This window comes from Microbacterium sp. NPDC078428, assembly GCF_044542535.1.
Lineage (GTDB): Bacteria > Actinomycetota > Actinomycetes > Actinomycetales > Microbacteriaceae > Microbacterium > Microbacterium limosum.
In genome coordinates this window covers 29,205-41,496 of sequence record NZ_JBITUP010000004.1, presented here as the reverse complement: position 1 = coordinate 41,496, position 12,292 = coordinate 29,205, and the positions used below count along the sequence as shown (strand labels likewise).

Annotated in this window: 11 protein-coding genes; 6 read left to right on the top strand and 5 right to left on the bottom strand. The window is 69.7% G+C overall.

Annotated features, from left to right (window positions below; genetic code table 11):
* Position 1: 1 nt before the first annotated feature.
* The 5 genes from ACIGCK_RS08665 to ACIGCK_RS08645 form a co-directional block, all read right to left on the bottom strand.
* Positions 2-1,300 carry an ABC transporter permease gene (locus ACIGCK_RS08665; protein ID WP_396665385.1) on the bottom strand — a complete coding sequence of 433 codons (1,299 nt, stop codon included), beginning with the start codon at positions 1,298-1,300 and terminating at the stop codon, positions 2-4.
* Positions 1,297-2,553 carry an ABC transporter permease gene (locus tag ACIGCK_RS08660; RefSeq protein ID WP_396665384.1) on the bottom strand — a complete coding sequence of 419 codons (1,257 nt, stop codon included), beginning with the start codon at positions 2,551-2,553 and terminating at the stop codon, positions 1,297-1,299. Before ACIGCK_RS08660 ends, ACIGCK_RS08665 begins: the two co-directional genes overlap by 4 nt.
* Entirely contained in the window at positions 2,550-4,070 is a 1,521-nt protein-coding gene (locus ACIGCK_RS08655) for an ABC transporter ATP-binding protein (RefSeq protein WP_396665382.1), read from the bottom strand. Before ACIGCK_RS08655 ends, ACIGCK_RS08660 begins: the two co-directional genes overlap by 4 nt.
* 101 nt (positions 4,071-4,171) lie before the next feature.
* Positions 4,172-5,281 carry a BMP family protein gene (locus tag ACIGCK_RS08650; RefSeq protein ID WP_396665381.1) on the bottom strand — a complete coding sequence of 370 codons (1,110 nt, stop codon included), beginning with the start codon at positions 5,279-5,281 and terminating at the stop codon, positions 4,172-4,174.
* 176 nt (positions 5,282-5,457) lie between these two features.
* Positions 5,458-6,570 carry a mannose-1-phosphate guanylyltransferase gene (locus ACIGCK_RS08645; RefSeq protein ID WP_396665379.1) on the bottom strand — a complete coding sequence of 371 codons (1,113 nt, stop codon included), beginning with the start codon at positions 6,568-6,570 and terminating at the stop codon, positions 5,458-5,460.
* A gap of 173 nt (positions 6,571-6,743) precedes the next feature.
* Between ACIGCK_RS08645 and sdhC the strand changes: the two genes are divergently transcribed.
* The 6 genes from sdhC to ACIGCK_RS08615 are packed head-to-tail and all read left to right on the top strand — an operon-like array spanning position 6,744 to position 12,245.
* Positions 6,744-7,172, top strand: coding sequence for a succinate dehydrogenase, cytochrome b556 subunit (sdhC, locus tag ACIGCK_RS08640; RefSeq protein ID WP_396665377.1), 429 nt, complete (start codon positions 6,744-6,746; stop codon positions 7,170-7,172).
* Entirely contained in the window at positions 7,172-7,633 is a 462-nt protein-coding gene (locus ACIGCK_RS08635) for a succinate dehydrogenase hydrophobic membrane anchor subunit (RefSeq protein WP_396665375.1), read from the top strand. The genes sdhC and ACIGCK_RS08635 overlap by 1 nt, the downstream gene beginning before the upstream one ends.
* Positions 7,634-7,673: 40 nt before the next feature.
* A complete protein-coding gene (gene sdhA, locus ACIGCK_RS08630; RefSeq protein ID WP_396665374.1) occupies positions 7,674-9,500 on the top strand; it encodes a succinate dehydrogenase flavoprotein subunit in 1,827 nt (608 codons plus the stop codon).
* The gene (locus ACIGCK_RS08625) at positions 9,500-10,276 is read left to right on the top strand and encodes a succinate dehydrogenase iron-sulfur subunit (protein WP_396665372.1); all 777 of its coding nucleotides are present in this window, start codon (positions 9,500-9,502) and stop codon (positions 10,274-10,276) included. Before sdhA ends, ACIGCK_RS08625 begins: the two co-directional genes overlap by 1 nt.
* Positions 10,276-11,034 carry a YqjF family protein gene (locus tag ACIGCK_RS08620; RefSeq protein ID WP_396665370.1) on the top strand — a complete coding sequence of 253 codons (759 nt, stop codon included), beginning with the start codon at positions 10,276-10,278 and terminating at the stop codon, positions 11,032-11,034. The genes ACIGCK_RS08625 and ACIGCK_RS08620 overlap by 1 nt, the downstream gene beginning before the upstream one ends.
* Entirely contained in the window at positions 11,031-12,245 is a 1,215-nt protein-coding gene (locus ACIGCK_RS08615; protein ID WP_396665368.1) for a YihY/virulence factor BrkB family protein, read from the top strand. The genes ACIGCK_RS08620 and ACIGCK_RS08615 overlap by 4 nt, the downstream gene beginning before the upstream one ends.
* Positions 12,246-12,292 lie beyond the last annotated feature (47 nt).

The following is a 12,292-nucleotide window of genomic DNA, read 5'->3' as shown; positions in this document are numbered from 1 at the left end:
GTCATCCCTTGATATACGGCCTGCCCGCTGCGGCGGGTCCGCGGGCGCGACCCACGAGGCCCGCGACGGCGAAGATCGTCACGACGTACGGCAGCATGAGCATGAACTCGCTCGGCACGGGCGAGCCGATCACGCCGAGCGTGTTCTGCAGGTTGGAGGCGAAGCCGAACAGCAGCGCCGCGAGCGTCGCCTTGATCGGGTCCCACTGCCCGAAGATCACGGCGGCGAGCGCGATGAACCCCGCGCCGGCGGTCATCTCCTTGTTGAACGCGCCGACCGAGCCGAGCGTGAAGAAGGCGCCGCCCAGGCCCGCGATCGCGCCGCCGAGCGAGACGTTCCAGAACCGGGTACGCGCGACGTTGATGCCGACCGTGTCCGCCGCCTGCGGGTGCTCGCCCACCGACCGCAGACGCAGGCCCCACTTGGTGTGGAACAGGCCGATGTATACCAGCACGACGGCCGCGTACATGAGGTACACGATGATCGTCTGCCGGAAGAACATGGGCCCGATCAGGGGGATGTCCGCCAGGAACGGGATGTTGATGCGCTCGAAGCGCGGCGGCGAGTTCAGCGTCGCGGCGTTGGGCGCGAGCAGCTGAGAGAAGAAGAAGCTCGTCAGCCCGACGACGAGCACGTTGAGCACGACGCCGACGATCACCTGGTCGACGAAGTACACGATGGAGAAGGCCGCGAGCACGAAGCTCACGAGCACGCCCGCCACCGCGGCGGCGGCGAGCCCGAGCAGGGGCTGGCCCGTCGCGGTCGCGACGACCGCCGACGTGAACGCCCCCGCCAGCAGCTGACCCTCGATCGCGATGTTCACGACGCCGACGCGCTCGCTGATGACGCCGCACAGGGCGCCGAAGATGAGCGGCACCGACAGGCTCAGGGCCCCCGCGAGCAGGCCCGCGAGGGGGATGACGTGGATGGATGCCCCGGCGGCCGCCCACGTGAGGAAGGCCGTCATGAACACCACCGCGAAGACGATCGCGAACCAGATCGGCACGCGGCGCCGTGCACGCACGAGAAGCGCCGACGCGATCGTCACCGACACCAGCAGCACGAGGCAGACCGCCGTCGTGATGCCCGATGCCAGGACGACCTCGGGCAGCTGCACGGCGTCGCCCGCCGCCGAGATGCGGAAGATCGCTTCGCCGTCGTGCGGCGCGAGCACGAACAGCAGCGCGGCGAGGACCGTGATCGCCGCGAAGGCGATGGGCGCCTTCCAGCTGACGACGACGGTCGTGTCGAGCCGGGCGGGAGCGAGTGCGCCATCGGGACGCTCGGCGACGGTGCTCACTGGGCCACCCCCTTCTTGCTGACGATCGGACGTTGCCGGCGCGGAGCGCTGCCGGGTGCGGGCAGGCGGAAGACCGCGCGCACGAGCGGCGGCGCGGCGATGAAGAGGACGATGAGCGACTGCACCACGAGCACGATGTCGATGGGAACGCCCTCCGCAGCCTGCATCGAGAAGCCTCCCGCCTTGAACGCGCCGAAGAGGATGCCGGCGGCCAGCACTCCCCACGGGCTCGAGCGCCCGAGGAGCGCGACGGTGATCGCGTCGAAGCCGATGCCGGCGTCGATGCCGCTCGAGAAGCCCGTCGTGACGGTGCCGAGCACCTGGCTCGTGCCGGCCAGCCCGACGAGGGCGCCGGAGATGAGCATCGCGTAGACGTACATCGCCTTGACGTTGATGCCCGCCACCCGCGCGGCGCTGGGGTTCTCCCCCACGGCGCGGAAGCGGAAGCCCAGGGCCGAGCGATCGAGGATCCACCACACCAGCACGACCGAGGCGATCGCGAAGAGGAACCCGAGGTGCAGGTTGTACTGCGGTCCGAGCAGTTCCGGGAAGACGGCGGTGTCGCGCATCGCCGGCGTCGTGGGGTTGTTCGTCCCCGGGGCCTGCAGCAGGCCCGGGGTGCGCAGCATCCACGTGATGAGGTACAGCGCGACGTAGTTGAGCATGATCGTCACGATCACCTCGTGCGCGCCGGTGCGTGCCTTCAGCAGACCGGCGATCCCCGCCCACAGCGCACCGGCGGCGACGCCTGCCAGCAGCGCGACCAGCATGTGGATGCCGAAGGGCAGCTCGAACGCGAAGCCGACGTATCCGGCGGCCGCGGCGGCCATGAGCATCTGCCCGCGTCCGCCGATGTTGAACATGCCGACACGGAAGGCGAGGGCGACACCGAGCCCGGCCGCGATGAGCGGCGTCGCGAAGGTGAGCGTCTCGGTGAGCGGCCGGATGCCGGCGGCGAACTCGGGGCGGCGGAAGTTGTACACCGCGCCCTGGAAGAAGGCGGAGTAGGCTCCGGCCACGGCCTCCCAGACCGCCACGAGCGTGTCACCCGGCCGAGCGAAGAAGTACCCCGCCGCCTGCTGCACGCCCTCGTCGGTGAAGGCGATCATGACCGCGCCGACGACGAGGGCCATCACGACGGCGAGCACCGAGATGATGGCGTTGCCGGTCGTGATCTCCTGCAGCGCGCGATGCCAGCGCGAGGGCTCCTCCGCCGGCGGCGTCTGCGCCGGCGGGGTGACGGTCTGGCTCATGCCGCGGCTCCCTCGAGATTCGGGGCTTCGCCCGCCATCATCAGTCCCAGCACGTCGCGGGGCGTGTCGCCCGGGACGATGCCCACGACACGGCCCCGGTACATGACCATGATCCGGTCGGCGAGCGCCGTCACCTCGTCGAGCTCGGTCGAGACGACGACGACGGGAACCCCGGCATCCCGCGTCGCCACGATGCGCTTGTGGATGAACTCGATCGAGCCGACGTCGACGCCGCGGGTCGGCTGGGCGGCGACGAGCAGCCGCAGCTCGCGGCTGAGCTCGCGGGCCAGGACGACCTTCTGCTGGTTGCCGCCGGAGAGGCGACCCACCTTGGTGTCGATGGAGGGCGTCCGCACGTCGAACTCCTCGACCTTCTCGCGGGCGAACTCCGACAGCACGGAAAGCTGGAGCACTCCCGCCTTCACGAACGGCTCGCCGTCGGAGCGGTCGAGCATGAGGTTCTCGGTGACGGAGAACTCCCCCACGAGGCCGTCCTCCTTGCGGTCCTCGGGGACGAAGCCGACGCCGGCGTCGAGCACGCGGCGCACGCTCGCACCGACCAGCTGCTTGCCGTCGAGGACGACGGAGCCCCGCACGTGGGGCTGCAGGCCGACGAGGGCCTCCGTGAGCTCGGTCTGGCCGTTGCCCTGCACGCCCGCCACGGCGAGGATCTCGCCGGCGCGCACCTGGAAGCTGACGCGGTTGACCACGACGTGCCCGGTCGGGTCGATCACGGAGAGGTCCTCGACGGCGAGCGCGGGCTCGCCGAGCCGGGGGGCGTCCTTGTGCACGGTGAGCTCGACGGCGCGCCCGACCATCAGCGAGGCCAGCTCGGCGTTGGACGCGGTGGGGGATGCCTCCCCCACGACCTTGCCGAGGCGGATGACGGTGATGCGGTCCGCCACCTCCCGCACCTCGCGGAGCTTGTGCGTGATGAAGACGATGGAGGTGCCGGACTGCTTCAGCTGGCGCATGATCGCCATGAGCTCGTCGGTCTCCTGGGGCGTGAGCACCGCGGTCGGCTCGTCGAAGACGAGAACCCGCGCGTCGCGCGAGAGCGCCTTGATGATCTCGACCCGCTGCTGGACGCCGACGGGGAGATCGTCGACGAGGGCGTCGGGGTCGACGTCGAATCCGAAGCGATCGGAGATCTCGCGCACCTTCGCGCGGGCGGCGGCGAGGTCGAGTCGTCCGCCGAACCGGGTCTGCTCGTGGCCGAGCATGACGTTCTCGGCGACCGTGAAGACGGGGATCAGCATGAAGTGCTGGTGGACCATGCCGATGCCCGCGCGCATCGCGTCGCCGGGGCCCGCGAAGTGCTGCACCTCGTCGTCGAGGAGGATCTCTCCGGCATCCGCCTGATACAGCCCGTAGAGGACGTTCATCAGCGTCGACTTGCCCGCCCCGTTCTCGCCGAGGAGGCAGTGGATCTCACCGGCCCCGACGGTGAGGTCGATGTGGTCGTTCGCCACCAGAGACCCGAACGTCTTCGTAATCCCGCGAAGTTCGAGCTTCATGCTCCCGATCCTAGTTGTGGGTGGGGTGGATCCGGCGAGGGATCCGGTCCAAGAAGAAGGGGAGGCCGGCTCGCGCCGACCTCCCCTCGAAGGTGCCGTGCTTACTCGGCCAGGTACGACTCGACGGCGATCTCGCCGGCGATGATCGCGGCCTGCAGCTCCTCGATCTTGGTGGCGAGCTCCGCGGGAACCCGGTCCTCCCAGTCGTGGAACGAGGCGATTCCCACGCCCTCGTTCTCGAGCGTGCCGACGAACGGGGCCGGGTCGAAGTTGCCGTTGCCGGCCTCCACGATCGCCTCGTGCACCGCGACGTCGATGCCCTTGAGCACCGAGGTCAGCAGCAGGTCGCCGACCGAGGGGTCGGTCTCGTACACGTCGGCGTCGACGCCGATGAGGGCGATCTCACGACCCGAGTCGCGGATGGCGGCGGCGGCCGACTGGTAGATCGGTCCGCCGACGGGGAGGATGATGTCGGCGTTCTGGTCGATCAGGCCCTGCGCGATCTGGCGCGCGGTGTCGTTGGCCTCGAACCCGCCGGTGAACGAGCCGTCCTGCGCCTCGCGGTCCCAGCCGACGACCTGGACGTCGGCGCCCATCTCCTCGTTGTAGTAGTCCACGCCCTGCGCGAAGCCGTCCATGAACACCGAGACGGTCGGGAAGTTCTGGCCGCCGAAGGTGCCCACCACGCCCGTCTGCGACACACCCGCCGACAGGTAGCCCGCGAGGAACGCGGCCTGGGCGGTGTCGAAGATGAGCGGCTTGATGTTCTCGGCGTCGGTTGTGCCGTCGAAGTCCTGGTCGACCGTGTCGTCGATCGAGACGTACTCGACATCGGGGTTCGCCAGCGCGGACTCGAGCGCGGCGGGCGCGAGCGCGAACCCGACCGTCACGATCGTGTTGCAGCCCTGGTCGACGAGGTTCTGCAGGTTCGCGTTGTAGTCGGTCTCGGCCTGCGACTCGACCTCCGTGTACTCGACGCCGAGCTCCTCGGCCGCCGCGACCATGCCCTCGAAGCCGAGCTGGTTGAAGGACTTGTCGTCGAAGCCGCCGAAGTCCGACACCATGCAGGGCAGGTAGTCCAGCGCCTCGCCGCCGTCGCCGTCGCCGGTCTCCTCCGGCGCCGAACCACAGCCGGCGAGCAGCGCGGCGGCGGAAACCAGTGCCAGACCGCTGAACGCGGCCTTCTTGGTGATCCTCACTGTGTCCTCCATAAAGACTCGTGAGACCCCGACCGATCCGGGATCTGCCGACGAAACGTTACCCAATGTTGCGCTTCGTTCCCGCCGGATCGGCCCCGCGAAACCCAATGGTTATAAAAGACGCGATTCCGCGCCACGCAGGACGCAGTATCGCCGGTCCGCGGCGACGGAGGCGCGATCGAGGGCGCTCAGAGCACGTCGCCCCGCCCGGTCAGCTTGAGCGCGTCCACGACGCCCTTCACGCGCTGCGCGTGCTCGCTCGTGGTGACCAGGAGCGCGTCCTCCGTGTCGACCACGACGATGTCCTGCACGCCGATCAGGCTGATGACGCGCGAAGTCTGCGAGACGAGGATGCCGCTGGAGGCGTCCGAGAGCACGCGGGCGTTCTGGCCGAGGATCGCCAGCTCGTTGCGCCCGTGGGAGTTGAGCTTGGCGAGGCTCGCGAAGTCGCCGACGTCGTCCCAGTCGAAGTGGCCCGGGATGACGGCGAGGCGACCGCGCTCGGCGGCCGGCTCCGCGACGGCGTAGTCGATCGCGATCTTCGTCAGCCGCGGCCAGACGCGGTCGACCACGGGCCCGCGGCGCTCGCGGTCGTCCCACGCCTCGGCCAGCTCGATGAGCCCCGCGTGCAGCTCCGGCTGGTTGCGCGCGAGCTCGTCGAGCAGCACGTCGGCGCGGGAGATGAACATGCCCGCGTTCCACAGGTAGGAACGGTCCGCGAAGTAGGAGCGCGCGGTCTCCAGGTCGGGCTTCTCCACGAATCGCTCGACGGTCGCCGCCTCGGGGGCGCCGTCGACATCGAGCTCACCCGACTTCTTGATGTAGCCGAAGCCCACGGATGCCTCGGTCGGCTGGATGCCGATCGTGCAGATGTAGCCGGCGCGTGCGACCTCGACGGCCTGCTGGACGGCGAACTCGAACGTGCGGGTGCCGCGGATCACGTGGTCGGCGGCGAACGAGCCGATGATGACGTCGGGCTCGCGGGCGACGAGGATCGCGGCGGCGAGCCCGATGGCGGCGGCGGAGTCGCGCGGTTCGGACTCGAGGAAGACGTTCCTGTCGGCGATGTCCGGCAGCTCCCGCTCGACGGCGGCGCGGTGCGCACGCCCCGTGACGACGGCGATGCGGTGCTCGCCCGACAGCGGCGCGAGGCGATCCCATGTGTCGCGCAGAAGGGTCTGACCGGAGCCCGTCAGGTCGTGGAGGAACTTGGGGGCGTCGGCGCGCGAGAGGGGCCAGAGCCTGCTGCCCACTCCCCCCGCGGGGATCACGGCATAGAAGTCGTCGAGTGGGTGAGCCATGCAGCCAGCGTAGCGATCGGGGGCGGCACCCACAGTGGGCGAAGGTATCTCGATGTCGAGAGAGTTAGGCGGGCCTAATCGCCATCCGGCGGGCCCGCCGACATAGGATGGCGGGGCGCCCGCGCCGTCCGGCGCTCGCGCGTGGCACCTCGCATCGATCAGGGAGGACGATCGTGTCTTCAGCCACCCGCTTGGCACCGACGGTATCGGAGACCACGTCCAAACGACCCGCGGGCACTCTGTACCGCGGTCGTGAGGGAATGTGGTCGTGGGTGCTGCACCGCATCACCGGTGTGGCGATCTTCTTCTTCCTTCTCGTGCACGTGCTCGACACCGCGCTCATCCGCGTCTCCCCCGAGGCCTACGACGCGGTCATGAGCAGCTACAAGAACCCGATCATGGGGCTCGGCGAGGTCGTCCTCGTCGGGGCGATCGCCTACCACGCCTTCAACGGCCTGCGGATCATCCTCGTCGACTTCTGGTCGAAGGGCGCGAAGTATCAGCGTCAGCTGTTCTGGGGCGTGCTCGGGGTCTGGGCCGTGACCATGGCGGCCTTCACACCGCGCCACCTCATCAACGTCTTCACGGGAGAGGGCCACTGATGACCACCGCCGACGCGCTCGCCGCGCCCCGCTCCCCCCGCCCCGTCGCCCCGCGCCGCCGCGGCGTCAACCTGGAGAAGTGGGGCTGGATCTACATGCGCGCCTCGGGCGTCGTGCTGATCGTGCTGATCTTCGGGCACCTCTTCGTGAACCTCATGCTCGGCGAGGGCATCAGCGGCATCGACTTCGGCTTCGTGGCCGGAAAGCTCGCCAATCCGTTCTGGCAGTGGTGGGACGTGCTGATGCTCTGGCTCGCCCTCATCCACGGCGCCAACGGCATGCGGACGATCACGAACGACTACGTCACCAACCCGACCGCGCGGAAGGTCCTCGTCTGGGCGATCGGGCTCTCCGCGGCGTTCCTCATCATCCTCGGCACGCTGGTCGTCTTCACCTTCGACCCCTGCATCGGCGTGACCCCCGACAGCACCCTGTGGGAGCAGTGCCGGGCCGCAGCCTGACACCGACCGCCCGACGATCAACGAAGAGGCAATCAAGACCGTGACGACCCCAGCCCCGACCGGGACCGCGCCGACCGGCGTGCACCACCACCAGTTCGACATCGTCATCGTCGGCGCCGGCGGCGCCGGCATGCGCGCCGCGATCGAGGCGGGCCCGCACGCGAAGACCGCGGTGATCTCCAAGCTGTACCCCACGCGCTCCCACACCGGCGCGGCGCAGGGCGGAATGGCGGCGGCCCTGGCGAACGTCGAAGAGGACTCGTGGGAGTGGCACACCTTCGACACCGTCAAGGGCGGCGACTACCTCGTCGACCAGGACGCGGCCGAGATCCTCGCGAAGGAGGCCATCGACGCGGTCATCGACCTCGAGAACATGGGCCTGCCCTTCAACCGCACCCCCGAGGGCAAGATCGACCAGCGCCGCTTCGGCGGCCACACCGCCGACCACGGGAAGTCGCCCGTGCGCCGCGCGTGCTACGCCGCCGACCGCACCGGCCACATGATCCTGCAGACGCTGTTCCAGAACTGCGTCAAGCTCGGCATCAACTTCTTCAACGAGTTCTACGTCCTCGACCTCATCACGACGAAGGATGCCGCGGGCAAGACGCAGGTCGCCGGCGTCGTCGCCTACGATCTCGCGTCCGGCGAGCTGCACGTCTTCCACTCCAAGGCCGTGATCTTCGCCACGGGCGGCTTCGGCAAGATCTACAAGACGACCTCGAACGCCCACACGCTCACCGGCGACGGCGTCGGCATCGTGTGGCGCAAGGGCCTGCCGCTCGAGGACATGGAGTTCTTCCAGTTCCACCCCACCGGGCTCGCGGGCCTCGGCATCCTGCTCACCGAGGGCGCCCGCGGCGAGGGCGCGATCCTGCGCAACGTCTCGGGCGAGCGCTTCATGGAGCGTTACGCCCCCACCATCAAGGACCTCGCGCCCCGCGACATCGTCAGCCGATGCATGCAGCAGGAGGTCGCCGAAGGCCGCGGCGCCGGCCCGCACCGCGACTACGTGCTGCTGGACTGCACGCACCTGGGCGCCGAGGTGCTCGAGACGAAGCTCCCCGACATCACGGAGTTCGCCCGCACCTACCTGGGGGTCGACCCCGTCGTCGAGCCCGTTCCCGTCATGCCCACCGCGCACTACGCGATGGGTGGCATCCCCACCAACGTCGCCGCCGAGGTGCTCGCCGACAACGAGACCGTCGTCCCGGGGCTGTATGCGGCCGGCGAGTGCGCGTGCGTGTCGGTGCACGGATCGAACCGCCTCGGCACCAACTCGCTGCTCGACATCAACGTCTTCGGCAAGCGCGCCGGCCGCAACGCGGTCGAATACGTCAAGACGGCCGACTTCGTGCCGCTGCCCGAGAACCCCGCGGGCGCCGTGCACGACATGATCGAGGGCCTGCGCGCCGGCACCGGCACCGAGCGCATCGCCGTGCTGCGCAAGAAGCTGCAGGACGAGATGGACAAGGGCGCCCAGGTGTTCCGCACCGAGGAGTCGCTCACGCACGTGCTCGGCGTCATCGAGGAGCTGCGCGAGCGCTACCGGAACATCCACGTCGACGACAAGGGCAAGCGGTTCAACACCGACCTGCTCGAGGCCGTCGAGCTCGGCTTCCTCCTCGACATCGCCGAGGTCGTCGTCGTCACCGCCCGCAACCGCAAGGAGAGCCGCGGCGGGCACATGCGCGACGACTTCCCGGCGCGCGACGACGAGGGCTACATGAAGCACACGATGGCCTACCTGAGCGGCGACCCGCACTCGTCGAAGGCGGACGACCACATCCGGCTGGACTGGAAGCCCGTCGTCTTCACGAAGAACGAAGCCGGCGAGTTGCGTTACCCGCCGTTGGAGAGGAAGTACTGATGTCCCAGGCGATCGTCGACTCCGCTGAGGCACCGGCCGAGCCCGAGGTCACGGCCGACACCGGCATCCAGTCGTTCCTCGTCACCTTCATCGTGCGCCGCTTCGACCCCGAGGTCGACGAGGAGCCGCGCTGGGTCGACTACGACGTCGAGATGTACTCCACCGATCGAGTGCTCGACGCGCTGCACAAGATCAAGTGGGAGGTCGACGGGTCGCTGTCATTCCGCCGCTCGTGCGCCCACGGTATCTGCGGGTCCGACGCGATGCGCATCAACGGCCGCAACCGCCTGGCGTGCAAGACGCTCATCAAGGACCTCGACATCTCGCAGCCCATCTATGTCGAGGCGATCAAGGGCCTGCCGCTGGAGAAGGACCTGATCGTCGACATGGAGCCGTTCTTCGCCTCCTACCGCGAGGTGCAGCCGTTCCTCATCTCCAACTCCGCGCCGGAGCCCGGCAAGGAGCGCGTGCAGTCGATCGCCAACCGCGAGATCTTCGATGACACCACCAAGTGCATCCTGTGCGCCGCGTGCACGTCCTCGTGCCCCGTGTTCTGGACCGACGGGCAGTACTTCGGCCCGGCGGCGATCGTCAACGCGCACCGGTTCATCTTCGACTCGCGCGACGACGCGGGCGACGTTCGTCTCGACATCCTCAACGACAAGGAGGGCGTGTGGCGCTGCCGCACGACCTTCAACTGCTCCGAGGCCTGCCCCCGCGGCATCCAGGTGACCAAGGCGATCGCCGAGGTCAAGCAGGCGGTCCTGCGCGGCTGATGCCCGCCCACCCGCACGACGGCCCGCCCCTTCCGGGACGGGCCGTCGTGGGTCAGGTCTGGAGCGACCTGGTGTTCCTCCACTGGCGTGCGGACCCCGAGCGCGTCGCGCCCATGATGCCGGCGGGCGTGCGCCCCGACGTCGTCGACGGGGCCACGTGGGTGGGGCTCATCGGCTTCACCCTCGCCGACCACCGGTTCCTGCCGCTGCCCGCGGTGCCCGTCTGGGGCACCTTCGTCGAGATCAACGTGCGCCTGTACTCGATCGATGCCGCGGGGCGCCGCGGCGTGGTGTTCCGGTCGCTCGACGCGTCGCGGCTCGTGTCGGTCCTGGCTGCACGAGCCCTGTTCGGGCTGCCGTACGTGTGGTCGCGCACGCGTCTGCAGCGCTCGGAGAGCGCGTGGGAGTTCACCGCGACACGGCACTGGAGCGGAGCCCGGACGGCCTTCCGGGTCGCCGCGACCGAGGAGCCCGACGACTCCCCCGAAGCGCGATGGCTCACCTCCCGGTGGGGCTTCCACGACTCGCGCCGCGGACGCACGATCTACGCGCGCAACACCCATCCGGCCTGGCAGCCGCTGCGGGGCAGGCTGCTGCACTTGGAGGATTCTTTCGTCGCGGCGGCGGGATTTCCCGGCCTCGCCGACCGGCGTCCCGATTCGGTGCTGGTCGCCCCCGCGCCGATGCCCACGCTCTTCTCCCGCCCCACGACGATGAGACGGACGGATGACGGGGGCGTCGCTAGCCTGGAGCGGTGACCGATCGCCCGAGCCCTGACGCGTCCGCCGAGGACGACGGGGCGACGCAGTGGCGTGCGAGGTGGGAGAGCGCGCAGGATTCGCTGCGCACCCGGCTCGAGGAGCCCGTCGAGGCGGCCACCCGCATCACGCGCCGGACGCTGGCGTGGTTCCCCATCCGGGTGTGGCGGCACTTCCTGCGGCACAACGGGTTCCTCCTCGCGGCCGGCGTGAGCTATCAGGCGCTGTTCGCCATCTTCGGCGTCATCTACCTCGCCTTCGCGACCGTCGGGCTGTGGCTCGGCGCCAGCCGGACGGCGATCGAGGGCCTGATCTCGGTCATCAACGACTACATCCCGAACCTCATCAGCGAGCAGGGTCTCGTCACGCCCGAGCAGGTCGAGGCCGTCGCGACGAACAGCGCCAGCACCCTCGGCATCACCGGCGCGATCGCACTCGTCATCGTCGTGTGGACAGCGATCGGCTTCATCACCTTCGCCCGGCGGGCCGTGCGCGACATCTTCGGTCTCCCGTTCGACACCCGGTCCTATGTGCTCCTGAAGGCGCGGGACCTGCTCGCCGCACTGGTCTTCGGTGTCGCCCTGCTGGTCGGCGCGGTCATCGGGAGCATCGCGACGTGGGCGCTCGGGCTGCTGTTCGCGCTCTTCGGCCTCGAAGACCTCAGCGCGCTGTCGAACGTGCTCGCGCGCATCGCCTCGCTGCTGGTGTCCTTCGCCATCAACGGCGCCGCGCTGGCGGCGATGTTCCGCTTCCTCACCGGGGCGGCCCTGCCGTGGGCGCGCATCTGGCCCGGGTCGCTCCTGGGCGGCGGGGCGATCGTCGTCCTGCAGGTGGGCGCCGGCCTGCTGCTGAGCTACACCCCCTCCAACCCCCTGCTGGCGACCTTCGCCGTGCTCATCGGGTTCCTGCTGTGGTTCCGCCTGAACAGCATCGTCATCCTCGTGGCCGGCGCGTGGATCGCCGTCGCGGCATCCGACCGCGATCTCGAGATCGCCGAGCAGACCGCGCAAGAGCGCGCCCGCGCCGAGCACGACGCCCTGCTGCTGGCCGCCGAGGTGCGGCTGCGCGAGGCGCGCGCCGCCCGCGAGGCCGCGCCCTGGTACCGGTCGTGGGCCGCCGCGAGGCGGGAGGGCCGGGCGGAGGAGGATCTCGCGCGCATCCGGGAGACGCCGCCCCCGCCCGTGCGCACGGGCGGGGTCTTCGACTTCTGAGTGCCGCGACCGTTCGCCGCCGGCGAGGGGGTGTCGCCGGCCGCGCA